This is a genomic window from Alkalicoccus saliphilus, assembly GCF_003044065.1.
In the GTDB taxonomy this organism is placed as follows: Bacteria; Bacillota; Bacilli; order Bacillales; family Salisediminibacteriaceae; genus Alkalicoccus; species Alkalicoccus saliphilus.
This window is the reverse complement of sequence record NZ_PZJJ01000003.1, coordinates 20,618-46,690: the sequence shown is the minus strand read 5'-3', so window position 1 is coordinate 46,690 and position 26,073 is coordinate 20,618. Positions and strand designations below refer to the sequence as shown.

22 protein-coding genes, 7 tRNA genes and 1 rRNA gene are annotated in these 26,073 nt (G+C 46.7%); 11 read left to right on the top strand and 19 right to left on the bottom strand.

All coding sequences use genetic code 11. From position 1 onward, the window contains the following. The first annotated feature begins 856 nt into the window (after nt 1–856). The 4 genes from C6Y45_RS02995 to C6Y45_RS02980 are packed head-to-tail and all read left to right on the top strand — an operon-like array spanning nt 857 to nt 5,989. Complete coding sequence (locus C6Y45_RS02995; protein ID WP_107583543.1) at nt 857–2,293, top strand: PTS mannitol transporter subunit IIBC; 1,437 nt, start codon at nt 857–859, stop codon at nt 2,291–2,293. A gap of 28 nt (nt 2,294–2,321) precedes the next feature. Then, entirely contained in the window at nt 2,322–4,391 is a 2,070-nt protein-coding gene (locus C6Y45_RS02990; protein WP_107583542.1) for a BglG family transcription antiterminator, read from the top strand. 21 nt (nt 4,392–4,412) lie between these two features. Next, the gene (locus tag C6Y45_RS02985; RefSeq protein WP_107583541.1) at nt 4,413–4,850 is read left to right on the top strand and encodes a PTS mannitol transporter subunit IIA; all 438 of its coding nucleotides are present in this window, start codon (nt 4,413–4,415) and stop codon (nt 4,848–4,850) included. Then, complete coding sequence (locus C6Y45_RS02980) at nt 4,850–5,989, top strand: mannitol-1-phosphate 5-dehydrogenase (protein ID WP_245922509.1); 1,140 nt, start codon at nt 4,850–4,852, stop codon at nt 5,987–5,989. Before C6Y45_RS02985 ends, C6Y45_RS02980 begins: the two co-directional genes overlap by 1 nt. A gap of 701 nt (nt 5,990–6,690) precedes the next feature. Here C6Y45_RS02980 and glmM read toward each other — a convergent pair. The 7 genes from glmM to C6Y45_RS02940 form a co-directional block, all read right to left on the bottom strand. Continuing rightward, nucleotides 6,691–8,058 (bottom strand): phosphoglucosamine mutase, encoded by a 1,368-nt coding sequence (gene glmM / locus C6Y45_RS02970; protein WP_107583539.1) that lies wholly within the window; start codon nt 8,056–8,058, stop codon nt 6,691–6,693. 12 nt (nt 8,059–8,070) lie between these two features. After that, on the bottom strand, nt 8,071–9,579 hold the full coding sequence (locus tag C6Y45_RS02965) for a CdaR family protein (RefSeq protein WP_160058092.1): 1,509 nt from the start codon (nt 9,577–9,579) through the stop codon (nt 8,071–8,073). Further along, complete coding sequence (cdaA, locus tag C6Y45_RS02960; protein ID WP_107583537.1) at nt 9,572–10,390, bottom strand: diadenylate cyclase CdaA; 819 nt, start codon at nt 10,388–10,390, stop codon at nt 9,572–9,574. The genes C6Y45_RS02965 and cdaA overlap by 8 nt, the downstream gene beginning before the upstream one ends. Nucleotides 10,391–11,189: 799 nt before the next feature. Continuing rightward, a complete protein-coding gene (locus tag C6Y45_RS02955; protein WP_107583536.1) occupies nt 11,190–11,822 on the bottom strand; it encodes a zf-HC2 domain-containing protein in 633 nt (210 codons plus the stop codon). Nucleotides 11,823–11,848: 26 nt separating this feature from the next. Then, nucleotides 11,849–12,412 (bottom strand): RNA polymerase sigma factor SigW, encoded by a 564-nt coding sequence (sigW, locus tag C6Y45_RS02950; RefSeq protein ID WP_107583535.1) that lies wholly within the window; start codon nt 12,410–12,412, stop codon nt 11,849–11,851. Nucleotides 12,413–12,606: 194 nt separating this feature from the next. Then, nucleotides 12,607–12,682 (bottom strand) — tRNA-Ala (locus C6Y45_RS02945). A gap of 22 nt (nt 12,683–12,704) precedes the next feature. Continuing rightward, nucleotides 12,705–12,780, bottom strand: a tRNA-Lys gene (locus C6Y45_RS02940). A gap of 8 nt (nt 12,781–12,788) precedes the next feature. Between C6Y45_RS02940 and C6Y45_RS17180 the strand changes: the two genes are divergently transcribed. Beyond that, entirely contained in the window at nt 12,789–13,082 is a 294-nt protein-coding gene (locus tag C6Y45_RS17180; protein WP_146159143.1) for a hypothetical protein, read from the top strand. Here C6Y45_RS17180 and C6Y45_RS02935 read toward each other — a convergent pair. The 9 genes from C6Y45_RS02935 to C6Y45_RS02895 all read right to left on the bottom strand — a co-directional run bounded on the left by C6Y45_RS02935 (nt 13,071) and on the right by C6Y45_RS02895 (nt 17,415). Next, nucleotides 13,071–13,145: transfer RNA gene (locus C6Y45_RS02935), tRNA-Gln, on the bottom strand. The genes C6Y45_RS17180 and C6Y45_RS02935 overlap by 12 nt on opposite strands. Nucleotides 13,146–13,150: 5 nt before the next feature. Next, a tRNA-Thr gene (locus tag C6Y45_RS02930) sits at nt 13,151–13,226 on the bottom strand. Nucleotides 13,227–13,268: 42 nt separating this feature from the next. Further along, nucleotides 13,269–13,343 (bottom strand) — tRNA-Glu (locus C6Y45_RS02925). Nucleotides 13,344–14,365: 1,022 nt separating this feature from the next. Next, complete coding sequence (locus C6Y45_RS02920; RefSeq protein WP_160058090.1) at nt 14,366–14,623, bottom strand: DUF1883 domain-containing protein; 258 nt, start codon at nt 14,621–14,623, stop codon at nt 14,366–14,368. A gap of 290 nt (nt 14,624–14,913) precedes the next feature. Next, a tRNA-Thr gene (locus C6Y45_RS02915) sits at nt 14,914–14,989 on the bottom strand. Nucleotides 14,990–14,992: 3 nt separating this feature from the next. Further along, nucleotides 14,993–15,067: transfer RNA gene (locus tag C6Y45_RS02910), tRNA-Asn, on the bottom strand. Nucleotides 15,068–15,123: 56 nt separating this feature from the next. Next, nucleotides 15,124–15,240, bottom strand: a 5S ribosomal RNA gene (gene rrf, locus C6Y45_RS02905). Between the two features lie 203 nt (nt 15,241–15,443). Beyond that, nucleotides 15,444–16,136 (bottom strand): KinB-signaling pathway activation protein, encoded by a 693-nt coding sequence (locus tag C6Y45_RS02900; protein ID WP_107583533.1) that lies wholly within the window; start codon nt 16,134–16,136, stop codon nt 15,444–15,446. 229 nt (nt 16,137–16,365) lie between these two features. Continuing rightward, nucleotides 16,366–17,415 carry a P-loop NTPase gene (locus tag C6Y45_RS02895; RefSeq protein WP_107583532.1) on the bottom strand — a complete coding sequence of 350 codons (1,050 nt, stop codon included), beginning with the start codon at nt 17,413–17,415 and terminating at the stop codon, nt 16,366–16,368. A gap of 397 nt (nt 17,416–17,812) precedes the next feature. Between C6Y45_RS02895 and C6Y45_RS02890 the strand changes: the two genes are divergently transcribed. The 4 genes from C6Y45_RS02890 to tatC are packed head-to-tail and all read left to right on the top strand — an operon-like array spanning nt 17,813 to nt 21,354. After that, nucleotides 17,813–18,592, top strand: a complete 780-nt coding sequence (locus C6Y45_RS02890) for a gluconate 2-dehydrogenase subunit 3 family protein (RefSeq protein WP_107583531.1) — start codon at nt 17,813–17,815, stop codon at nt 18,590–18,592. Between the two features lie 15 nt (nt 18,593–18,607). Further along, complete coding sequence (locus tag C6Y45_RS02885) at nt 18,608–20,356, top strand: GMC family oxidoreductase (protein ID WP_107583530.1); 1,749 nt, start codon at nt 18,608–18,610, stop codon at nt 20,354–20,356. A 22-nt stretch (nt 20,357–20,378) separates the two neighbouring features. Further along, nucleotides 20,379–20,624 (top strand): twin-arginine translocase TatA/TatE family subunit, encoded by a 246-nt coding sequence (tatA, locus tag C6Y45_RS02880; protein ID WP_107583529.1) that lies wholly within the window; start codon nt 20,379–20,381, stop codon nt 20,622–20,624. Then, nucleotides 20,611–21,354, top strand: coding sequence for a twin-arginine translocase subunit TatC (gene tatC / locus C6Y45_RS02875; protein WP_107583663.1), 744 nt, complete (start codon nt 20,611–20,613; stop codon nt 21,352–21,354). Before tatA ends, tatC begins: the two co-directional genes overlap by 14 nt. Nucleotides 21,355–21,440: 86 nt before the next feature. Here tatC and C6Y45_RS17300 read toward each other — a convergent pair whose 3' ends face one another. From C6Y45_RS17300 to lepB, 3 genes are all read right to left on the bottom strand, one after another. Then, on the bottom strand, nt 21,441–21,680 hold the full coding sequence (locus C6Y45_RS17300) for a hypothetical protein (protein WP_107583528.1): 240 nt from the start codon (nt 21,678–21,680) through the stop codon (nt 21,441–21,443). A gap of 5 nt (nt 21,681–21,685) precedes the next feature. Then, complete coding sequence (locus tag C6Y45_RS17295; protein ID WP_160058088.1) at nt 21,686–21,856, bottom strand: hypothetical protein; 171 nt, start codon at nt 21,854–21,856, stop codon at nt 21,686–21,688. Nucleotides 21,857–21,957: 101 nt separating this feature from the next. Beyond that, nucleotides 21,958–22,479 carry a signal peptidase I gene (lepB, locus tag C6Y45_RS02865; protein ID WP_245922507.1) on the bottom strand — a complete coding sequence of 174 codons (522 nt, stop codon included), beginning with the start codon at nt 22,477–22,479 and terminating at the stop codon, nt 21,958–21,960. A gap of 637 nt (nt 22,480–23,116) precedes the next feature. Here lepB and C6Y45_RS17290 point away from each other — a divergent pair. Next, the gene (locus tag C6Y45_RS17290) at nt 23,117–23,293 is read left to right on the top strand and encodes a YuzK family famiily protein (protein WP_160058086.1); all 177 of its coding nucleotides are present in this window, start codon (nt 23,117–23,119) and stop codon (nt 23,291–23,293) included. Nucleotides 23,294–23,597: 304 nt separating this feature from the next. Next, a complete protein-coding gene (locus tag C6Y45_RS02860) occupies nt 23,598–26,000 on the top strand; it encodes a S8 family peptidase (protein ID WP_107583526.1) in 2,403 nt (800 codons plus the stop codon). Nucleotides 26,001–26,073: the final 73 nt, after the last annotated feature.

Below are 26,073 nucleotides of genomic sequence, written 5' to 3'. Positions count from 1 at the left end.
TTAAATATCCTCCCTTGAATGGGGCAGGAACACACAAGGGGCATGCTCTGCCCCACTCTTTATCATTTACTTGTATTTTTGTTGGATTCAGCGGCCATCAGAAGAGCTTTTGTCCAGGGAGTCGCCTCACTGTTTTAGCACTTCTTTGCGGCTGTGACCGTCAGCCGGGAGGCATCCGCCGACTTGCTCGATAACCTCCTCCTCGTCAACTGCCCCGCAGGCAGTTCAGGCGCTTTAAAATCAGTCGTTTCCACTATCCTCCTTTCATGTATTTGAATAGCACTATCATACTACATAGGACCTTTCTTGGTCAATCTATTTTCCCATATTTGGAAAATAAATTAAAATTTCTGTCACGGGGCTCCCGCTTCGTCTGTTGCACTAACCTGCCTTCCTGTTCCATGCCTTCCTCCTTCCCCTGTACTTGTCGCCAACTTCATCAACAACGTTACAGAAAAACAGCAGCAACTATTGATAATAACAGATTTTTAGTGCCGGTGGAACGGTTGCGTCACTATTTTTGCTTTGCCATCGTCACGAAAACAATTTTCTGCCGATACTCGCACATCAGGTACTTTTGGTCTTGCATAAGTAAACGAAAGCCAAATTACGTTTCTTTCTGAAACGACTTTATCGGTTCAAAAAAGTCGGGTGTTCCTACAAATCAGCTGCTCAGCTTTCTTTCTATGCAGGGTCATGTTTCTTCTATATAATATCTTTTCCTTCAAACACAATAATGTCAGGAATGCTTCTGACTTATTTGGATTTAGATTGTATTGTGACAACGATGAGAGCGCTTTACTATTAAAGTTAACAAGCCGCTTCGAAGCGGCCAAATTTAAAGGAGGAAATAACTATGGCAGAACAAAAATCATCGTTCCGCACGAAAATTCAGCGATTCGGTACTTTTTTGAGCGGTATGATTATGCCGAACATCGGGGCTTTTATTGCCTGGGGGCTGATTACAGCATTATTCATTCCGGATGGGTGGATTCCTAACGAAAATTTTGTACAGCTTGTGGACCCGATGATTCTCTTCCTGCTGCCGCTGCTTATCGGTTATACCGGCGGTAAAATTGTCTACGGCGGACGAGGCGGTGTCGTAGGTGCCACTGCAACGATGGGTGTCATTGTCGGAGCCGATATCCCGATGTTCATCGGAGCGATGATCATGGGTCCTCTCGGCGGCTTTCTTATTAAAAAGATTGACGAATCCCTCGACGGTAAGATCAAACCCGGATTCGAAATGCTCGTCAACAACTTTACAGCAGGTATTCTCGCTATGATTCTGACGCTGCTCGCTTTGGTTGGTATCGGTCCGGTAGTGGAAGGATTGAACCAGACGCTTGCAGCAGGAGTTGAAGTAATTGTTTCCGCCGGACTTCTTCCATTTGCAAGTATCATCATTGAACCGGCGAAAGTGCTTTTCTTAAACAACGCGATTAACCACGGTATTCTCAGCCCTATTGGTCTGGATCAGGCGGCCGAGCAGGGTAAATCGATCCTGTTTATGCTTGAAACAAACCCAGGTCCCGGACTTGGAGTACTGCTTGCAGTAATGATTTTTGGCAGCGGTACAGCTAAACGTACGGCACCGGGTGCGATTATCATTCAATTCTTCGGAGGTATTCACGAAATTTACTTCCCGTATATTCTTATGAGACCGATGCTTATTCTTGCAGCCATTGCCGGCGGTATGAGCGGAATTTTCACATTCACTTTATTCGACGTCGGTCTTCGTGCCACTCCTGCACCTGGTAGTATTTTTGCCTATGCAGCGATGACCCCTGCGACGGATTATGTCGGTGTATTCGGCGGAGTATTTATCGCAGCACTTGTTTCCTTCCTTGTCGGCGGACTTATCCTGAAAACGACGAAAGCTCCAGCGGAGGAAGACCTTGAAGGAGCAGCAACAAAGATGGAAGAAATGAAAGGTAAAAAGAGCAGTGTCTCTTCTGCTTTTGCAGCAGGAAGTACCGGAGCTGCAGCAGATGATGAAACAACGAAGGACGCTGCGGAAGTCAACAAGATCATTTTCGCCTGTGATGCAGGAATGGGCTCCAGCGCGATGGGCTCTTCGATTTTAAAGAATAAAGTTAAAAAAGCAGGACTCGATATTGATGTATCGAATACTTCCATTAGTAACCTTCCCGACGACGTAGACATTATTATCACGCATAAAGATCTTACGCCGCGGGCGAAAGAAAAACGTCCGGATGCGGAACATATTTCCGTAGAAAATTTCCTGAACAGCCCGGAATACGACAAGCTTGTGGAGAGACTGAAGTCATAACAGTCTTCTTGAAAAGGAGGGGACCGCTTTGTATGTATCTGCCAGGGACCGGCGCATTCTGGATGAGCTGTTAGCTTATCCGGAAGGCGTGACGATCGGACATCTAGCAGAAGTGCTCGACGTCAGTGAAAGAACGATACACCGGGACCTTGCCTCATTTGACAATCTGCTGCACCCTTACGAACTGTTTCTCGAAAAAAAAGCCGGACGCGGTCTCCGGCTGACAGGATCAAAAACCCGGCTGCAGCAGTTCCGGGAAGACCTGGAACAGGCAAAGCACTTTGATTTTCTTCCGGAACAGCGCCAGCTTCTGCTTACCCATAAGCTTCTCACAGCAACGGAGCCCGTGAAACTGCAGGCGCTTGCATCCGATCTGCACGTTACAAATGCAACTGTCAGTACAGACCTTGATAAAGCAGCGGAGTGGCTGGAAAGCTATCAGCTTTCCCTGCTCCGCCGCCGGGGTTCAGGTATTCAGATAGCCGGGGATGAAGCAGCAAAACGACGGGCAATCCGCGGTCTTCTCTCCGACCACCTCGGTGAAACGGAGCTTCTCCGCTTTATTCGCAGGCATACGGTACCGGGGGGGACTCCCCGAACCCAGTCCATCTCCGACCAGCTTCTCGGTTTTGTCCAGACAGAGCGGCTGGAGCAGATTGAAACGGCTGTGGAAAAGTTGAATCATACGCTGACACGTCCGATAGCTGATTCTTCCTACATTGCACTCGTCGTTCACCTCGCTCTCGCTATGGAAAGAATCCAGCAGGGAGAAAACGTACAGATGAAAGAAGAACTGCTGGACCGTCTGCGCCCGACACCAGAATATAAAAAAGCAGCCGAACTTGCCAGGCAGCTCGCACGTATCTTCCAGGCAGATATTCCAGAAGCTGAAATCGGTTATATTACGATGCACCTCCGCGGAGCGAAGCTGCAATCGGAAGAACTTCTTCAGACCGCCGATCACATGGACGCTGTACTTCTCGTTAAGCGTCTCGTCAGACACGTAAGCCTTAACTACGGCATTGATTTTTCCAGCAATCCATCGCTTGAACAGGGGCTGACAGCCCATATCAGCCCCGCCCTTTACAGGCTTGAACAGCAGATGAAAATTCATAACCCTCTCGCCTCCGCCGTCAAAGAAAATTTCCCGGATCTTTTTGCAGCTGTCCAGGAAGCTGCCGGGCATATATTTGAAGATCTTGACGTTCCGGAAGACGAAATCGGCTTTCTAGTGATGCATTTCGGTTCGGCACTGGAAACCGGGAACGAACACAAAACCTTCAGGGCATTCGTCATTTGCTCCAGCGGGATAGGCTCCTCCAAAATGATGAGTACAAGACTGAGAAAAGAGTTTCCGCAGATCAAGGAAATTCACCAGCTCTCTCTTTTTGAGCTCACAGAAACTGCCCCCGCAGCGGACGATTTAGTCCTGTCGACTATTGCGCTCGATAACCCGGGCCTCGACTACATTCAGGTCAATCCTTTTTTGACAGCAGAAGACACAAAGAAAATTGAACATTATATCGGATTAAAAACCGCGGCATCTGTTCATGTTTCCAGACCTTCTTCCGGGAACCATCCGGAAAAAACGACGCTTGAGTCTTTACAGTCCCAGCTGGAAACAACGATCCGCCTGATGCAGCATGTCACTATCGTTCAGGAAACGACGAGCAGTGATTTCCGGACAAGCATGTATAATACGATGAAGTTTCTTGAAGGGGAAAATTTGATTACCGATGCCGGAAAAACAGCAGAGGAGCTTCACAAACGGGAAAAGCTTTCCGGAGTGGGAATTCCTGGTACGACCTTTACCCTTCATCATGCAAGAAGCCCCGCTGTTAATGAACCACTCTTTCTCATTCTGGAACGCCGGAACGCCGAGCCGGCAGCCGCTATGGACGGTTCTGTCATTCAGGCCCGACGCATCTGCATTATGCTCGCCCCCGAAAATATGAACGAGCAGGAAGCAGTAATGCTGAGTCATATCAGCGGCATGATGGTCAAAGATGAAAAAAGTAAAAAGCTGTTTGCTGAAGGTACCGAAGAACAAATAAAACAATTTATGAGTGAAGAATTTTTATCTCTTTACCGAAGTTAAATTATTTAAGGAGTGATCTATATGTCAAAAGCAATTTTACCGGAAGAAAATATTGAACTGAACGTCAGCCTGAATAACCAGGAGGAAGCTATCCGCCGCGCAGGTCAGCTTCTCGTTGATGGAGGATATACAGATGCTTCCTACATCGACAAAATGTTTGAACGGGAAGAAATTACTACGACCTTCATGGGGAACTTCGTAGCGATCCCCCACGGCACCGATGACGCTAAAGACAGCGTCCACTATTCCGGCCTCTCTGTTATCCAGGCACCGGAGGGAGTGGATTACGGTGATGGCAACACAGCTAAACTGATTTTCGGGATTGCCGGTAAAAACAACGAACATCTGGAAATTCTATCCAAAATCGCGATTCTCTGCTCAGAAGAAGAAAACGTAGACCGCATGATCAACGCTTCCTCCAAGCAGGAACTCCTCGATATGTTCCAAGAGGTGGAATAATGATGAAAGCCGTACACTTTGGAGCCGGGAACATAGGTCGGGGATTTATCGGCCAGCTTCTCTTCCATTCCGGTTTCGAACTTATCTTTGCAGATGTAAACAAGGATATTATTGATCTTTTGAAACGCAGCGGAAGCTATCATATCCACTATGCAGAAGAGCCGCAGCGGTCAGAGGAAATCAGCGGATACACCGGCCTTCATTCTCTGGAAGAAAAAGAGGCTCTGGAAAAAGAGCTGGCGGACGCTGATATCATTACAACAGCCGTCGGTGCCCCGGTATTAAAACATATAGCTCCTGCAATTGCCGAAGGACTCCGCCGGCGGCTCAATTCAAAAAAACCAGCAGCTGTCATTGCCTGTGAAAATGCTGTGAATGGAACAGATCAGCTGAAATCTCATATAGAGGCGTTCTTTTCAGAAGACGAATGGAAAACAATCACTTCGTTTGTAAGCTTTCCTAATGCTGCTGTGGACCGTATCGTCCCCGTTCAATCACTGGAAAATCCACTGGACGTGCTCGTAGAACCATTTTATGAATGGACGATTGACCGTACGGGGTTTGTGGGAGACATTCCTGCTATTAAAGAAGCGCACTACGTGGATAACCTGGATGCCTATATTGAACGTAAGCTTTTTACTGTCAACACCGGTCATGCAGCTGCGGCTTATTATGGATATGAAAAAGGGTACAAAACTGTACAGGAAGCTATGGCGGACGAGAAAATCCGTATAGATCTGAAGCAGGTACTCCAGGAAACCGGAGATCTCCTTATAGAAAAGTATGGTTTTGATGTACAGGAGCACGAAGCATATATCGATACTACACTCAGCCGTTTTCAAAATCCTATGCTGACAGATCAGATTACCCGTGTTGCCCGGCAACCGCTGAAAAAACTTGGAGCCGGGGAACGTCTCATCAGCCCGGCCCTGCAGCTCCTTTCCCAGGGTAAGGAAGCTCCCGGCCTCACCGGAGTCATCGCTTCCGCCCTCCGCTATGATGAGGATTCCGACGAAGAAGCTGTACAGCTCCAAAAGCTGCTGCACAAGCATCCGATTAAAGAAGCTCTCCACCAGATCACCGGGCTTCCTGCGAATCACCTTCTGCATCAGAAAATTGCAGCAGTTTTTTCCTCATAATAAAGGTTTGAAACAACCTTCCAATTGATATCCCCTTCTGCATATTATGATGGTGCAGAAGGGATTTTTATTCCGTATCTCTGAAAATAAAGATGGGTAGGAAAGAAACCATCCAGCTGTGTTTAAGATAGAACACTGAAAAGCTCAGGGCAGGAGCCATGAGCCTTTCAGTGTGTTGATTAAGTCTTGATTTAAGAATAATTATTCTTCTAAACGTATAGCTTTCTCCTCCACTCCCCGGCGGAAGCTTGCCGTGGGGCTCGTCGTCAGCTATTTTCAATGCCTGCCGGCGTTGAAAAGGATCTTCCGACTTCGCTTTCTCCCACCGGCGTCCCCGCCGGTCGTTCCGGAGGAAAAAGCCTCTCCTGAATGGAAGAAAGGGCGGAATCAACACGTTTTTAGAAGAGAAACCTTCTTTCTATTTTCCTGCTGGAGCTGCAGCAGGCGACTCCGGGGCGAGATAGGACGAGCAGAAGATCCATTTCTTCCGAGCATGGAGAGGAAGAAATTAGCTGAAGCCGGCCCGCCCGGAAAGCTTCCTGTGGAGGCGAAAGCAGGGAGATATATACACCTGTATAAAAAAGACTTTATAAACAGCCTGAAAGGCTCATGGCAGGAGCCATGAGCCTTTCACTATTTTTACGTATATATCAGGGAGACGGGTAGTATTAATTTCCGCCTTCCCTGGAGCATCAGTACTGCTAATTAAGAGAACCGAGCTCCTGCTTCACAATATCTACTACTTTTCCAACGTACTTGTCGCAGATTTCTCTCGTCGGTGCTTCTGCCATTACGCGGACAAGAGGCTCTGTGCCGGACGGACGGACAAGAATGCGCCCTTCGCCCTGCATTTCTTCTTCCACTGACTCAATTTCCCGGGAAATAGCTTCGCTCGTGTGCAGCTGATGCTTATCCTGCACCCGCACATTGACAAGCTTTTGGGGATATTTCGGAACTTCGCCTGCAAGCTCGGAAAGCTTTCTGCCGCTTTCTTTAACAATCTGCACGAGCTGCAGTGCTGAGAGCAGTCCATCTCCTGTTGTATTGTAATCCAGAAAAATAATGTGTCCGGACTGCTCTCCGCCAAGATTGTAATTTCCTTTACGCATTTCTTCCATTACGTAGCGGTCACCGACGCCTGTCTGCTTTGTGTCGATTCCTTCTCTTTCGAGAGCTTTATACAGTCCGAGGTTGCTCATGACCGTGGTTACGAGTGTTTTATAGTTAAGATTCCCTTTTTCTTTCATGTATTTGGCGCATATATACATGATCTGGTCTCCGTCCACAATTTCTCCTTTTTCATCTACTGCAATCAGACGGTCTGCGTCCCCGTCGAATGCAAGACCAACATCGGCTCCTTTATCTTTTACGAGCTCCACAAGCGCTTCCGGATGAGTAGATCCTACGTTTTTATTAATATTCACCCCGTCCGGTGACGATCCAATACACGAAATGTTATCGGCTTCCAGATCGGCAAAAAGGTGGTTAGCCAGCGGAGAGGCTGCCCCGTGTGCACAGTCGAGAGCGATATGAAGACCGGAAAAATCGTTTTCTACTGTCTGCTTAAGATAGCGCAGGTATTTCTGTCCACCTTCAAAGTAATCATTGACAGTACCGATCTGCCCCCCTGTCGGCCTCGGAAGATCATCTTCCATATCATCTTCTGTCTTGAGGAGTTCTTCAATTTCTTCTTCCTGTTTGTCCAGAAGTTTATACCCATCTGACCCAAAAAACTTAATACCGTTATCTTCCACCGGGTTGTGGGAAGCTGAAATCATTACGCCTGCGTCTGCACTGAGAGCTCTGGTTAAATAGGCGACACCCGGAGTAGTAATAACACCGAGACGCATTACTTCCGCTCCCATTGAAAGAAGTCCGGCTACCAGAGCGCTTTCCAGCATTGTTCCGGATATTCTTGTATCACGCCCGATCAGAATTTTCGGTTTGTCTTTTTCTGTAGATTTTGTCAGCACGTATCCGCCGAAGCGTCCGAGCTTAAATGCCAGTTCCGGTGTCAGCTCTTTGTTTGCAATTCCCCGTACACCGTCTGTCCCAAAAAATTTCCCCATCATAATCTCTCCTTAAGCACTTTCCTCATTGTTATTGTCTTCGTCGAGGTTATTTTGATCTTCGAGCTCGTTTTCGTTTTCCTCATCAGGTTCGTCCATATTCTCTTCCGGCTCCTCATTATTTTCCTGCTCTTCCTGAGGATCCGGTTCCGGCAGTTCTTCGTTGTTTTCGTCTTCCCCGTTCTGCTGTGGTTCCTCTGCCGGTTCATTTTCCGGTTCCTGGTCGTTTTCCGGTTCCTGGCCGTTTTCCGGTTCCTCGTCGTCTTCCTCTTCTGGTTCTTCCGAAGGTCTCGTTCCGTCTGTCAGCTCGACCGGAAGTTCCGTGCCATTTTGCGGGAACTGTATCCCTGAAGGCCCGGTGATCTGAAGAGCTGCCTGATGTTCCCCGGCACTGAGTCCGGACAAGTTAACAACGGCGCGTATATCTGACCGGGAGACCGATTCGACTACCTCTTCTTCCCCCTGCAGTTCAAGCGTAAATTGATTATTTTCAAGTGTCGGGAACTCTGCATTCAGTCCTGAAGCAAGCCCCTGCACTTCTATTGAAAATCCACTGAATTCTCTTTGCGAAGCCTCACCATTTTCGGTGTTTACTTCCATCGTTACACTCCCCGGCTCTACACGGTCAGCGCCTTCCGGGACCGGCACTTCAAGCTCCACAGTAGTATCACCGTCCATGTCGCTCCAGTTTATATCTTCAATTTCAATAGACGAAATTCCATCCAGAACATCAGGCGCTCCATATACAGCAGCTGTGTCCGGAATCAAGGTAACTGAGCTGATCACTCTTCCGCTTCCTGTTTCATCCGGAGGATTTACCTGGAGCGGTACTTCAGTATGCGGACTGTCGAGAGGCACCCGCACTTCCACTTCGCCCGGGTCGGGAACAATGTCCAGAGCATTTCCAGACTCATCATATAGTACCACATCAGCTGTTTCTGTGAAGCCTTCTGTACGACCGGACATGTCTATCGTAACCTGCGCAGAATCAATTTCTTCCACGGTTTCGCCGCCGGACGTTACTGTCACTGAAGAAGGTTCAACTACAGGTTGTCCTGCATCCATTCCTTCTTCCACATTTTCCAGATTTACTTCCACTGGAAAAGAAGCCGTCGCTCTTTCTTCGAGCGTGAGGCTTACTGTCATTGGTGCAATAGAAATATTTAGATCGCTGGGAAAACCGCGGTGCTGCACTCTTTCATAGTGGGAACCGGCTTCCATTTCTTCCAGATCTACATACACTTCCTGCTGTCCACTTGTGATCTGGGAAAGAGTCAGTACATTCTGCGGGCCCCGCATTGTCACCTGGACCGTTTCGGGGGCTTCTGTCAGCACATAGTTTTCTTCATCGTAATATACGTTCAGCGGCACATCCTCCAGTACCCGGCTGCCGTCTGTAATACCGGGGATTCCTCCAGCCTGGTTCGGCTGATTTCCAACATTCACCATGAGGAAAAGCATCACCGCAATAAGTATCGAGATGAGCTTAATGAACCAACCTTTATTAAAAAGCTTATCCATCTTTCTTCCCTCCCCACTGCCAGCGTGAAGAAGAACCATTTTTCTCGCTCGACAGCAGTTCCTTTTCCAGCATCCTGCGAAGTGCTTCCTCGTCCAGACTGCGGTGCAGTTCCCCATTTTTCGTTACAGAAACAGCTCCGGTTTCTTCCGAGACAGCAATGGTTACAGCATCCGTCACCTCACTCACACCGAGAGCTGCCCGATGCCTTGTACCAAGTTCCTTCGATATGAATGGATTTTCTGAAAGCGGCAGGTAGCATCCCGCTGCCATAATTTCGTTATGCTTAATGATTACTGCCCCGTCGTGAAGTGGGGCATTCGGTATAAAAATATTTGTTAAAAGCTCAGATGTGAGACGCGCATTCATAGGTACTCCTGTTTCAATATAATCAGTCATCCCCGTCCCCCGCTCTAGAGAAATGAGTGCACCGATCCGGCGCTTGCTCATATACTGGGTGGATTTCACAATAGCTGCGATGACTTCCTGTACCTCATCTTCGTTTTCCATGGAAGTGGACTGAAAAAAACGTCCCCTTCCAAGCTGTTCCAGCGCCCGTCGAAGCTCCGGCTGAAAAATAATAATAATAGCGAGGAGCCCGTATGTAACTGCCTGCTGCATAATCCACTGCAGTGTATTCAGTCCAAGATAACCACTCACGAACCAGACAGCAAGAATGACGGTGATCCCTTTGACGAGCTGCACTGCCCGGGTACCGCGTATAACCATAATTAATTTATAAATGACGAAAGCAACGAGCGAAATATCAACTACGATCGCTATTGCTCTTAATAAGCTCATATCTTGAAACATACTTGTTCCCCCATAGTATATATTTGGCGGATATCATTTTGCTTTTACCAACGTCCCAATTATATCACAGTTGTTTACTACTCATTGAGTAAATCAGTGAGTAATTTCTCTCAAAAAATGAAAGAAGAAGTAACGTCATCAAAAAACCTCTCACCCTGAACCGGCCCCGGAAAGTTAGATTAGTTATTCTAACTTTTTTTGGGGTCAATGCAGTTTAAGAGGCTTTTCCAGGAACGGTTTTCCTGCGAGGAAACAGTCTTTATATTTGACTCCCCTGAAAATAAAATGTGGGTAAGAGGAGCGCCTTTGTTTCCATGGGGATGCTTTCCGGGCCGATGGGCCTCAGACTTTGGTCTGTCGGAGTGGGTCTTCCGGAGCCGCCCTCTAGCCCTTCAGACTTTCTGGAAAGGTTTTTTTCAGCCTTCTGCTTAGTAAGAAGCACCTTATATAATAGGCTGCGTTCCATCTGGAGAGAAAGTTATTTTCATCCATCAAGGGCAGCAGTCCTGCATTTTAAACTTCCCAGCAGGGTCCCTCCTTAAGGTTTAAAATAGCAGAGTCGTGTCTCTATTATTATCTTAGCGAGGGGCTCTTGTTTTTCAAAGTGGAAATTAACACTCTACAGGAATTCTTTAACGGAGACACTGATGCAGTTAAAAACTACACCATGAAAATATCCAACGCTGTGTAACAAAGGCGGGGACAAGCCCTCGGGTAAGCCCCGCCAGCGCATCAGCGTTATGTCCATCTCATAAACGAGCTATTTTCAAGGTAACTTTATATTAAAATATCCGTTTTACTACTCCTCTTCTCCATTAGAGGAAAAAGGGAGGACTTCCCGGCTGAATTCTTTTATTTCATACCATATCCATTCCATCGTATTGTTAACTTCTTCTATATCTCCGGCTATTCTGGCAGTCGAGGCCTGCAGATGTTCTCCGTGGATCACTGTAATATCTCCTTCAATTTCCCCATTCACTTCCACGTTTCCATTCCGGATCAGAAGATCTCCCTGAATCGTGCTGTCCTCCGGAATAATGACAACTTTTCTCGATTCATCCACAATAAAATGACCGTCGCCTTTCACCATAATTTCTTCTTCGCCGTCAAAACCCGCTGACAGGCTGAGAAGAAAGACGAGAAAAAAGGCAGCTGCTGTAACCAAAAATGGATGACGGCGGAGCCAATTCTGCCATTTCTGCGATTGATTCTGCTTAGGAAGCTGATTCATCACTTCCCTCGTCAATCCTTCCGGAGCCTCAAAATGGGAAGCACTCTGGACAATAGCAACTGTTTTTTTCAGTTCTTTCAGATGCTGCTCACACGCAGGGCATTCCTGCATGTGCGCTTCAAACTTTTTTGCTTCAGTGAGCGGCATGTTTTCATCCAGGTATTCATGCATTAATTTATAATATTCATGTGAGCATGCCATTATCCCGTGACTCCTTTCTCTCAACGCTACACGTCCCCGAGCTTTTTTCTCAATGCTTCTCTTCCCCGGTGAATCCTTGTTTTCACAGTAGGCACAGGGAGGTTCAGAATCTCACTGATTTCTTTCAGTGAAAGGTCTTCCAGATATTTCAAAATAACTGCAGAGCGATATTTAGGCGGAAGCTGCATAATCTCCTGCTGTATCCACTCCTGCATTTCCAGTTTAACAACCTGCTCTTCAGGCAGCGCTTCCTCTGAAGCGAACTGGGAATAATAATCGAGATTCTCTGTCCCTCCAACTTTATCCTCCAGGTGAAAATCCGGCTTTTTTTTACGCAGCCGGTCAATAGCAAGATTTGTTGCAATCCGGAAAATCCAAGTAGAAAATTTCCGGTTTTCATCATAGGAATGAATATTCGTATAAGCCCGAAGAAAAGCTTCCTGGGATACATCCTGAGCTTCGTGCGCATTACCGAGCATCCGGTAGGCAATATGGTAGACTTTGTCTTTATACAGCTCCACCAGCTCCGCAAAAGCCTCCTGGTTGCCCCGCTTCACTTCACGGACTATTCTTTTCACTACAGCATCCATGGCTTTCCCCCCGCTTCACTGCGGTTATTTTCTATACGCAGCCGCTTCCTTCAAGGTTTCAACTCTTCTGGATTTATTTTAGCATTCCACAGAGGAAAAAACAGGATACAACCTTTATTCAGATGATTTTCAGTGAAAATTCCCGCTGCAGCAAAAAACACCCCGGAACATATCCGGAGTGCAGCACTTATGTATGGTGGAGCCTAGCGGGATCGAACCGCTGACCTCCTGCGTGCAAAGCAGGCGCTCTCCCAGCTGAGCTAAGGCCCCTTTGCCTTTGTTTCTTTGAAAATGGTGAGCCATGGAGGATTCGAACCTCCGACCCTCTGATTAAAAGTCAGATGCTCTGCCAGCTGAGCTAATGGCTCCTGTTTGATTGGAGATAAACGGCGCTTTTCTTCGTCTGCTTCCGTCCTTCTCTCCTGTCACGTACTTTTGTACGCTCACTCGTTCTTTCCGTCGCATCCTCGAACTGCTTGTTTCTCTCCAATCAACCGACTGGATAAACCGCGCTTTTCTTCGTCTGCTTCCGTCCTTCTCTCCTGTCACGTACTTTTGTACGCTCACTCGTTCTTTCCGCCGCATCCTCGAACTGCTTGTTTCTCCCCAATCAACCGACTGGATAAACGGCGCTTTCCTTTTAAGTGACGAGAAAAAATGGCAGGGCTAGCAGGATTCGAACCTGCGAGTCACGGAATCAAAATCCGATGCCTTACCGCTTGGCTATAGCCCTATCTATGGTGCTGGCCAGAGGACTTGAACCCCCAACCTACTGATTACAAGTCAGTTGCTCTACCAATTGAGCTAGGCCAGCACATCATCTATATAAAACTGCCTGAAAGCAGCAGTCTGCAAATGGTGACCCGTACGGGATTCGAACCCGTGTTACCGCCGTGAAAGGGCGGTGTCTTAACCACTTGACCAACGGGCCGTGCAAAAGGATTTTACTTACTTATAAGGTAATGTATTTTTCACCTTTTTTCAAGGGTTCTGCCTGCATCAGCAACCTTCAACAAGAATAGATATTATCAAAAAGACTTCGCTTTGACAATAGGTTTTTTAAAGATTTTCCCTTCAAAAATAAAGTCTTTCAATTACGAATTTTCCGTTGGTTATTCTTTTCACAGTCCATCTGCACTTCATTGGTTCACGTACTTCCTGAATGTTGCTGAAATGATGTTAAGAGGCTGACTCAAAAGGTTCATAGAGACCGCCTGAAAAGTACGATTGGAGCCGGCCCGAAGTTTTAAAACCCTGTCAGACCGCGATTTATCTGACAGGGTTTGGTCCATTCGAAGCCGTGCTCCATCCCTTATGGGACATGCCCGTTTGATGACTGTTAAAATTCACTTATAAGAATCAATTTCATAAATCGCTTTAAAACAGGGATTTCCGAACGTTGTGAATGATTTCCACTTCAGACGGACGCTTTCCGCGGGGCTCGTCTTCAACTAATTCTTCCAGTGTAGAACCCTGGAAGAATGGATTTTCAGACTTCACTTCATCCCGCCGGAGTCACCGTCTGCCGTTTCAATCATCTGATTATATACATATGAATAGTTACGTTATAAATTGACAAAACGTTCGCTAAAATAACTTAAAAAATATACTATAAAATTGTTTCATAATAAACGAAAACTCTTCCAGTAATCAGATCATTAACTTCTCTAAATAAAAAACACTCTCTGCAGGAGCAAATTTCTCCCCAGTACAGAAAGTGTTTAATATTAAAAACTTTTCAGAGCAGTCTGATAGGAGGAACGACCCCGACTCGACCGGCTGGTTCATTTACTGATGCCTTAGTTATCTTCTCCATTCGATGAACAGCATTAATAACAGTACCAATATCCCTTCCTATTCAAGAAACAGCTCCTCCTCTCTGAAAAACTAATAGAAGTTTAATTTATCCTATTTCCTCTATTTCAATCTTTTTCAAACGATATTTAACCGGGTTTAATAAATACTGACTGTGTAATGAATAGTTTCCTTCTTCACCGGACTTTCCACGACGATATACCAGAACCCGTTGTGAGGCACTTTCAAATGAGCCGGTGAAATTTTCACCTTCCCGCCATAGTAATCGCACGGCTTTTCCTCACGGTACTTTCTGAAATTCGTAATATCCATCATCAGTACTTTTGCTTCACCGTCCAGGTAAACTTCCACACGCTGCCCTTTGTACAGGTAGCGCTCAACGTAACGATACTTCATGATCATACTCCTTTCTTATGCTATGACTACATCGTGCAGTATGAAAGAACGTCCTGTCTGCCTGTACAATAAAACTTCTACAGCTCCCACCTGTAATCCTTTTTTTACCTTTCGCCAAAGAGATCCAGCTGACGAATACGTTTATTACCAGAATACCCCAAATCCCCTATTCCGTAACTCGTTTCCCTTTCAGTGAATCCTGTAACTCCTTAAGTCCGCCTTCTTAATTTCATCGTTTTAAAGCAAAAAAGCCCTCTGCAGATGCAGAGGGCTTAAACGTAATTGTATGATGGAGCTTCCTAGCGGGCTTGAACCGCTGACCTCATCCTTACCATGGATGCGCTCTACCAGCTGAGCTAAGGAAGCATATGGCTCCACAGGTAGGATTCGAACCTACGACCGATCGGTTAACAGCCGATTGCTCTACCACTGAGCTACTGTGGAATAGTTTCAAATCTCCTGTCCGCTTTGACAGAGTAAAGTGCATAAAAGAAAAAATAACCCAGCGACGTCCTACTTTTGCAGGGGGAGAGCCCCCAACTATCATTGGCGCTGGAGAGCTTAACTTCCGTGTTCGGCATGGGAACGGGTGTGACCTCTCCGCTTTCGTCACTAGGTTATGTTATTTCCGTCTTTTGAAGACATTTTATATACTACTATATCATTCTGCCTTTTGACAAGAGGAAAACCCAAATTTCTTTTTATTTTTTTGTAACCTCTTGAAATCGGGTGACCTTATTGAAGAGCCCGCCGCTCCCTCCACCTGGCATGCAGGAACCGGCGGCCTTCCAGAGGCGGGGTTGTACTCCCCCATAGAAGACTATTTTGCTTTCTTCTTCTTTCCCTGTTTATTTCTCTGCTCATTAGTACGTTTTGTTGTCTGCTTATCCCGCTTCTGTTCCATTTCCACCGTCGGCTGTCTTCCGTTAGGCTGAGCGTGAAGCCGGTGAAGCACAAGGATCTGCCACGTATTTGCTACAAGCAGTGGAACAATGGCATTCAAAATAAACGTCAAATCATTTTCCCGGAGTGCCGGAATCCATTCGATTGTCGTCACGACGATCATAAAAAAGAGTGCCGGAACAAAAGCAGATTGATTTGTATCTTTTGCTTTTATTTTAGCTACGATCCATCCGTAAATAAGCAGCATTGCCGGCATGACCGCAAAGTGCAGTATTGTTTCTCCATCTTCAGCAAACAGCAGGTAGCGGAAAAACATTAAGTCAAATAAGGCAAAGGCGATAAGTACAATCTGAACTTTATTCCATAGAGATACACTCTTAAACATCCCGAGACCGAACCGGTGTATTGTCAAATAGGCGAAAAATCCCATTTGAGCGATAACTGTCCAAATTGCCGCAGTAATTGCAATCATAGCGACCCCGCCGAAGCGCAGGTTGGCAAGGTCATTTATATGTGTCTGCAGATCAAGAACGAATCCCATAATGAAACCGAATGTTGTTCCAATCAGCAGCGTGGAATTAAACAAAAAAACAACTTTTCTAGTGTTCACGCTTTTTCCTCCTAACACGCATTTATCCATTCTCCATTGTAGCAGAGCGGTCCTCTTTGAGGCTACTGTTTTCACCGCCCTGTCACAACTCCTTTTCTGAACCCGGAGAGGATTTTTCCAAATGCCAGCACCGTGTTTCCGATGAAATATTATACAGAAGGTTATTTCTACTAAAGAACCTAAAAAAAGTGCCCCGGTAATCTATACCGGGGCCCCTGCCTTCCCATAATTACTTTTTAGTTTTCTCGATGACTTTTGAAGCAATATCCGTATAGATTTTACCGATTTTATGATCTTCGGCGTATACGGAAGGCGCAAACACTTCTTCGTCATAATCCGGCTGACCGAGCGGCACCTGCGCTAGCACTTCTGTTTTAAGCTCTTCTGCAAGCTTCTGGCCGCCTCCTTTACCGAATACATACTCTTTTTCGCCTGTCACTTCACTTTCAAAGTAGGCCATGTTTTCAATAACCCCGAGAATTTCATGTTCTGTTTTCAGAGCCATCGCTCCGGCACGCGCCGCAACGAAAGCAGCCGTAGCGTGAGGAGTCGTTACGATAATTTCTTTGGAATGCGGAAGCATGGAGTGAATATCAAGCGCGACGTCCCCTGTTCCCGGAGGAAGGTCAAGAATGAGATAGTCAAGATCGTCCCACTCGACTTCATTGAAGAAGTTGTTGAGCATTTTACCGAGCATCGGGCCGCGCCAGATAATAGGTGAGTTGTCTTCTACGAAAAAGCCCATGGAAATTACCTGAACGCCGAAGCGGTCTACAGGGTAAATGCGCTCTCCGACTACACGCGGCCGCTCTTCGATTCCCATCATATCCGGCACGCTGAAGCCGTAGATATCTGCATCGATAATACCTACCTTTTTTCCCTGGCGCGCAAGGGAAATAGCCAGGTTAACCGACACTGTTGATTTACCTACACCACCTTTACCACTCGTAACGGAGATGAACGTCGTCTTATCTGTCCGGTCAAGAAGAGATCCTCCCTCTTCCTCTTCGGCAGATCCGTGTTCTGCAATGACACTGTCCGGCAGCTTCTCAAAACGGAGACCGACTGATTCCGCCCCTGCTTCTTTCAGTGCAGTCACGACTTCCTGCTGCAGCTGCATCTGCTCCGCCGTTCCCGGCTGGGCAATAGCGAGCTTCAGGCTGAGAAGATTTTCTTTGATTTTCACTTCTTTAATCGCGTCAAGATCTGTCAGCGATGTATGCAAATGAGGATCGTTAATGTCCTCGAGTACTTTCTTTACTTGTTCTTCCGTGATCATTCTGACACCGTCCTTTAACAAGTGAATTCGATTACAACGATTGTAATTATAACACACATCCCCGGCTGTTAAGAGGGATTAGAACAGGTGGATTTTGATCAAGTGTTTCAACGAAGATTTTCTTCCTCAACTTTCGTTTTTTCCACAGTTAAAATTGTTTCTGTTTCTTCACTTTTAAAATTTTGATTAATTCAAACGAGAGTGGAGCTGAATTTTTTGAGACTTTCTGCTTTTTCACTGCCATACACCCGTTAACCTCCTCATAAAAATAGAGATTTTGTTACATTATTTCATTTTTACGTTTACTAAGGACTTATAAAGGAAATGGTATTAGGAAATAGGGTACTACCCTATTTTTTATTTTTCAATCATTAACTTTTGAAAAGGGGGAGTGAAAATGGCAGAGGATTCCAATAATCAGGATGGCATGACGAGGCGGAAATTTATTCAAAATACCGGCCTTGTTGCAGCTGGTGCTTTAGGCGGCGGTCTCCTGGGCGGTGTGATTGGTAATCAGACGGGTGATGAAACAGCCAATACTAACCAGCAGAACGCCGAAAATACCAATGGGACGAATGGTGACACGGAAAACAGAATGGAAGCCCGTGTATTTTTTAAGCGGCAGCAGGACTTTAATGTACTGCGGTCTATGACTGAGCGCATTTTCCCGGAGGATGACAATGGCCCCGGAGCCATCGAGCTCGGCGTCCCATATTATATCGACCGGCAGCTTGCAGGCCCGTGGGGGATGAACGCAAAAGAATACATGGACGGACCATTTGAAGAAGGGGCAGATACCCAGGGATCACAGACACGCGTACCGCGCGGCGACATGTTCCTTCAGGGCGTCCGCAGAGTCAATGCTATCAGCCAGGATCAGTTCGGCGAAAACTTTTTTGACTTAGAAGATACCGGTCAGCAGAACGAAATACTTAGCGCACTCGAAAATGACGATGTAAATATGAACGGCTTCTCCTCCAGTGAATTTTTCTCCACGCTTGTGGTGGCAACGATGGAAGGGGCTTACTGCGATCCTGTTTACGGCGGAAACCGTGGTATGCGCGGATGGCAGATGAAAGAATTTCCGGGAGCCCAGATGGCTTATGCCGATGTAATCGAAGACGAGGAATTTCATGAAATGGACCCTGTGAGCCTTCATGACCACCACAGCAGTTAAGGAGATGAATAATATATGCCTACAGAATTAGATCGCGTGGATGTAGTAACCGTCGGTGTCGGCTGGACAGCAGGGATCATCGCTGCAGAGCTGACAAAAGCCGGGTACACAGTGAAAGGCCTGGAGCGGGGAGAAGAAAAAACGCTGGAAGATTATCTTCACCAAAAAGATGAACTCCGTTATGCTCTCCGTTATGAAATGATGCAGGACCTTTCCAAAGAAACTATTACTTTCAGAAACAACAGCGATATGAATGCGCTGCCGATGAGAAGACACGGCTCCTTCCTTCTCGGGACGGACCTGGGAGGCTCCGGGGTGCACTGGAACGGACAGACTTACCGTTTCCTTCCCTACGACTTTGAAATCCGCTCCCAGACGGAAGAACGCTACGGAGAGGACAAAATTCCCGACTACATGACCCTTCAGGACTGGGGCATTACGTACGATGAGCTCGAACCCTATTATGACCGCTTTGAAAAAACGTGCGGTATTGCAGGAGAAGAAAACCCCCTTGGAGGACCAAGATCTGACAGCTACCCTCTTCCTCCAATGGCAGAAACAAAAATGATCCGTATGTTTAAGGAAGCCGCTACAAATCTTGGCTATCACCCTTTCCACATGCCCTCCGCCAACCTGACGGAAAATTACGAGAATCCGGACGGCCAGCAGCTTTATGAGTGCCAGTACTGTGCTTTTTGTGAGCGTTTTGGCTGTGACTACGGCGCCAAGGCCGATCCGATCGTCACTGTACTCCCGACAGCCCAGGAAACAGGTAACTTTGAAATTCGCACTAATTCCAATGTCACACGGATTTTAACAGAGAACGGTGAAGCTACAGGTGTTCTTTTTGTGGATACAAAAACCGGGGAGGAATTCATTCAGCCGGCGGATGTCGTCGCAGTGACCAGTTACGTATTGAATAATGTGCGTCTTCTTCTGACTTCGGAAGTCGGAACACCGTATGACCCGGAAACCGGAGAAGGTGTGATCGGCAAAAATTACTGCTATCAGGTGATGGGCTCTGCCAACGGATTTTTCGAAGACGAGAAATTTAATACGTTTATGGGAGCCGGAGCGCTTGGCGCTGCTTTTGACGACTACAATGGGGACAATTTTGATCACAGCGATCTCGATTTTCTCCACGGCGGAGAAATTGCCATTACCCAGACCGGGCGTCGGCCGATCAACAGCAATCCTGTACCGGACGGCACCGCATCCTGGGGTAGCGAATTCAAGGAACAGTCTTTAAAATACTTCAACCGTTCCCTGAACCTTCGTCTGCAGGGGTCTTCCCTTCCTTCCCAAAATAACTATCTGGATTTGGATCCAACCTACACCGACCGTTATGGAGACCCGCTCCTCCGCATGACTTACGACTTCACCGACCAGGACCGCAACATGGCACAATACTGCGGTCAGGTACTGGGAGAGATGCTGGAAGAGATGGGGGCCGACCACGTGGATGTCGATAACGAAATCGGCAACTACGATATCGTCCCTTACCAGACCACGCACAATACCGGCGGGGTTATTATGGGAGAAGATCCGGAAACATCCGCGGTCAATAACTACAATCAGATGTGGGATTATGATAACCTCTTCGTAACAGGCGCATCTGCGTTCGCCCACAACAGCGGCTATAATCCGACCGGAACAGTGGGAGCACTTGCCTACCGCTGTGCCGAAGGAATTCAGGAATTCCTCGACAACGGCGGCGGACAGCTTGTAGAAGCAAAAAAACCATCACGGAAAATGCGTACGTAATTAAGGAAGGGAGGAAAAAAACATGGGTTCTATCGGCTCTATCGGCATTCCGGGACTAATATTGATTCTCGTCATTGCCCTGATTATTTTCGGCCCGAAAAAGCTTCCGGAAATCGGATCAGCTTTCGGCCAGACACTTGCAGAATTCAAGAAGTCGACAAAAGAAATTATGAGTGACGACTCTGAAGAAACAACGGACACAAAAGAAACAACGGAACCGAAGGATAAGAAAACGGAGGAAAGAAGTGACAAAAATGCCGGGGCCTAAAACTGTTGAAGAGCTGCCCCAGCAGTCAGCTCTGGAGCATTACACTGCTCTGCGCAGCATGATTATCCGTTCACTTTCCGTGTTCGGCGTTTTATTTCTTGTAACACTCGTTTTTGTACATCAGCTTATCCCTTCATTAATCGTGGACGATCGGCTCGTAATGCTCGGGCCGATGGACGTCCTCGGTATTTATTTTATTGTTGCTTTTTCTATTGCGCTTGGTTTATCCGTCCCTTACCTTGCTTTTGAAATCTGGCGTTTTGTCAGGCCGGGCCTGACGGAGCGGGAAAGTAAAGTCACACTCACCTACATTCCAGCCGTGTTTCTCTGCTTTATTATAGGTATTACATTCGGCTATATGGTTATTTTCCCTCTCGCCTATCAATTCCTGCTCGGTATCGGAAATATTCATTTTGACATGATGATAACCGCCCGGGAGTATTTTCATTTCCTATTGATGTCTACCCTTCCGATCGGTTTTATCTTTGAACTGCCGCTCGTTATTATGTTTTTGACTACTCTCGGTGTGCTGACTCCGGAAATATTAAAAAAATCCCGGCGCTATGCCTATTTTATGCTTATTGTTATTTCCGTAGTGATTACTCCTCCTGATTTCGTGTCGGACATATTATTGATTGTACCGCTTGTAGCATTATACGAAATCGGTGTGGTTTTATCCAAAAGAGCCCACAATAAACGGGAAGAAAAAGAGCTGGCCGATTCTGCCTGAAAATGAACAGGCCGTTTTCAAAACGAAGCAGCAATTCAGTTATTTTAAAATATCCTGTACACACTCAAGAAGCCCCGCTTTATAATTTAAAGCGGGGCTTCAGAGTGTTGATTAAGTCTTGGTTTCAGAATAATTATTCTTCTGAGCGTATAGCTTTCTCCTACACTCCCCGGCGGAAGCTTGCCGTGGGGCTCGTCATCAGCTATTTTCCAGCCCTTCGGCCATGGAAAAGGATCTTCCGACTTCGCTTTATCCCACCGGCGTCCCCGCCGGTCGTTCCGGAGGAAAAAGCCTCTCCTGAATGGAAGAAAGGGCGGAATTAACACATTTTTTAGAAGAAGAACCTTCTTTTTATTTTCCTGCTGGAGCTGCAGCAGGCGAGAGGCGAGATAGGACGAGCAGAAGATCCATTTCTTCCGAACAGTGGGAGGAAGAAATTAGCTGAAGCCGGCCCGCCCGGAAAGCGTCCTGAGGAGGCGAAAGCAGGAAATTGCATAGGCATGTATAAAAAAACACTTTATAAACAGCCTGAAGCCCCGCTTTATAATTTAAAGCGGGGCTTTCAGCTTTTTCTGATATTTATAATAGTTCAAGGAACAGCATTTAATTGGTAATCTGCATATTGCCGAAAGGGAAAAATACAACCATAGAGCGGCCTACAATGTACTCTTCCGGGATGTGGCCGAGTCCATTTCGGCTGTCCAGACTGTTCCCCCGGTTATCTCCCATCACATAGTACTCTTCCTCTTCTACAGATGTTTCCTCAATCTGTTCCGCGTAGTCTGCCAGTTCGTTGACGTATGGCTCTTCAATCTGTTCTCCATCTATATACAATTCGCCTTCCTGCATTTCAACCGTTTCACCTGGAAGACCGATTATACGTTTAACGTAGTGCCTGTTGTTCTCACCTTCAATAATTACAACGTCCCCGCGATCAAACTCTCCCATCCAGGAAGTTGTTTTGTTCACCAGTATTCTGTCGTTATCATATAGGGAAGGTTCCATAGAGGCTCCCTCGACTACATAAGGCGCCGCAATAAATGAACGTACAATGAAAGCTACTGCGACTGCTGCAATGATAGGGACCAGCCATGAGCCTTTCTTTTTCTTTTGTTCTTCTGCCACCCGGCATCCTCCTTTGATTCTACCCTTGTACTTCCATGCTATCATAGCATATCTTCCATGAGGATTCACCGCATAACTTACTTTTCGCAGACCGGTGTACTTCCGGCTGAAGCATAGGTTTGAAAATCCACAGAAACTCCACCTGCAGATAAAGTAGAAAAATCATTTCATCTCATTGATAAAGGAGCCTGTATAAGTTTACCCCGGAAACGAATAAAGGATGTCCCTCCTGTTGAGGAACACCCTGAAAATTAAAATATATTATAGCAGGCTAATGATTAAACTAATCACTACGAGCGCGCCGATCACCATTAAAATTGTCCGAAGCATGAAGAATGCCCCCTCTCTTTAGTATTATGTATTTCAGTTCCTCTTTTTGTTCTTCAATAAACCTCTATCTTGAATATTAATTCTTTTCATTGAACTGCTTTTATTAATAGATTTCACTTCCACTCAGCTGATTTTTCTTTTTTTAGGAAAAGAGACCCGAATGATTAGAAGGACAAATTTCTCAGCATTCATTACTATCGTAAGTCAATAGACTCAAATTCTACTGGTAACGTTTTAACTACTTAATCAGCGGGGATTACGGAGGATAACACCATCAATTAACAAATATCCTAAGGAGGACACAGCATTGGGTTCGAAATCGAACGAGATTATTGAAAAAAGCATGCACAATAACCACGGATATAGTATGGAAGGCTATGAACGATCTCTGGACAAGAAAATCACCGTAGAAAAGAAAAGGGAAAAGGAGTACGAAAAATCAAAAGAAGTATCCAAGGAAGCCAACTCCCAAGTGCATAAGTAAACTGAACCGGTCCCGAACTCTCGGGGCCGGTTTTATTGTGCTGTAAAAGCTGCCGTCTCTATCGTAAGTGACTGGTCGCGAAAATATTAATGAGTCTTTTAATGATTTATGAGCGAAATATTTCGCCTATCGGAATATATGGGGATATCGACTTATTTTTTCAAGTTGAATGGCAATAATGTCAAAAAAATTGTAAAATTCTAATATCAGAGCAGAAAAACTTTCCAGGAGGTGAAATACATACCATTTAGCTGCTCTATTACACCTGGTACTTAAAAAATACTTAACTCAAAGGAGCTTTTTTATGCAGCAGAAAGTTAAATCGCCTTTTATCTTTTCTTTGACAGCTGTTCTGGCGTTCAGCGGTTTCACCGGCACCGGTTTTGCCGAAAGTAACCAGTCCGCCCAGCTGTCAGAAGTACATGTTGATTTCGATTCGTCCTCTACAGAGAAAATAACCGTTATTGTTGAACTGGAGGAAGCCTCCATTCTGGCAGCAGAACACGCCGGAGATAGTCAGTCCCAAGGAGAACTCGAACAAATTCGAAATGAAGTGATCCAGGCTGCAGAAGAAGCGGCAGGGGTATCAGCAAACCAGGAATACGACTATGTGTTTTCCGGTTTTTCAGCTGAAGTAGCTCAGAATAATATCCCGGAACTTCTCAAGGTTCCCGGCATTAAGGCTGTTTACCCGGATGAAACATACGAAGTAAATACTTTTGACAACGAAGCTGAACTGATCGATGAGGAATCATTCAGCCCCGCCATGATGGAAAGTGCGCCGTTTATCGGTGCCGATGACGCATGGGAAAGCGGCTATACGGGCGAAGGAGTGACAGTAGCCGTGCTTGATACAGGCGTGGATTACACCCATCCTGACCTGGAGCACGCATTCGGCAACTATAAAGGTTATGATTTTGTAGACAACAATGAAGACCCCCAGGAAACGCCTACTGATGATCCGCGCGGTGACTCCACTAACCACGGAACGCACGTAGCAGGTACAGTCGCTGCCAACGGTGAAATTAAAGGCGTAGCACCGGACGCTGACCTGCTTGCCTACCGTGTACTCGGGCCGGGCGGCAGCGGCACAACGGAAAATGTGATTGCCGGTATTGAACGCGCCGTGGAAGACGGCGCGGACGTAATGAACCTGTCTCTCGGCAACGCGACGAACGACCCGGATTTCGCTACGAGTCTTGCACTGGATACAGCGATGGAAGACGGTGTCGTAGCTGTCAGCTCCAACGGAAACAGCGGACCGGCCAACTGGACAGTAGGATCCCCGGGAACTTCCCGCGATGCAATCTCTGTCGGTGCTACACAGCTTCCATATGACGCCTACAGCGCAGAAATTTCAACGCCGGGCGATTTTGACTACCCATCAGCCGAGGTAATGGGATTCCCTGAGGTGGATGACCTTCTCGCTTTAAATGATGAAGAACATGAGTTTGTTGACGTTGGACTGGCCGGAGAAGAAGTACGCGATGAAGACCTGGAAGGTCAGATTGCTCTGATCGAACGGGGCGAATTTGCTTTTGTTGATAAAGCAGCAAATGTCGCAGCAGCAGGAGCAGAAGGTGCCGTTCTCTACAATAACGTCGAGGGATCCATGCCGGTAATTCCAGGTATGTCTGTCCCTACTATTATGACTGATCAGTCAGATGGGCAGCAGCTTCTTGAGGAGCTGGAAGAAGGGAACAATACTATTTCCTTTGATATCGAATTCGACCGGGAAATCGGTGAAACAGTCGCTGACTTTTCTTCCAGAGGTCCTGCAATGGACACGTGGATGATCAAGCCGGACGTTTCCGCACCGGGTGTCGGAATTGTAAGTACAGTGCCAACACACAACTCTGATGACCCGCATGACTACGCTTCTATGCAGGGCACAAGCATGTCTGCTCCGCACGTTGCAGGGGCTGCTGCTTTAATTCTGGAAGCAAACCCTGACTGGAATGTCGACTTTGTGAAATCAGCACTCATGAACACTGCAGAAACGCTTTACGATGCCGACGGAAACCTCTATCCGCATAACACGCAGGGAGCCGGTAGCATCCGCGTTCTTGATGCTATTAATGCCGATGTTCTCGCCGTACCGGGCAGTCATTCCTTCGGTATTTTCGATAAAGATAACGGAAGAGAAGTGCAGCGCCAGAAGTTTACGGTGCACAACCTGTCTGACGAACGCAAGCGCTACTCGATTGACTTTACCGGTCACGATGGTATTAGAGTGCAGACAAGCAACAGCCTGCAGGTACAGCCGGGCAGTACGAAGGAGCTGAATTTTGGAGTACAGGTGGATGCTTCCAGTGTTGAACCGGGATACTACGAAGGAACTTTCCTTCTGAGCGAAGGCGACAGCACAATCGAAGTGCCGACTATTCTATTCGTTCAGGATCCGGACTTCCCACTTCTTTCTTCTCTTTCTCTCGGACTGGCAGATGGCAACCTTGTAGGGACCGTTAATATCCCGGGCGGCGCGGATCAGTTCAGCCTCCGCATCCGTGATGCAGCTACTGGAGACCTGCTCGAAGAAACTGCAGAAGCAGAAAACCTCGACAGCGGTCTGCATGCCTTCTCATGGGACATGACAATTGATGGAGAACCACTGACTTCAGGAGGTTACCAAATCAACGCCTATGCTTCCCTAGGTGATCAGGAATTCGAACTTTCAGGCGGCGTCTTAACTATCGAGGAAGACTGATTGTACGAAGACAGTATCGCTTAAAATTATACGGAGAGCCCGGCGGAAAAATTCTGCCGGGCTCTCCGTTTGC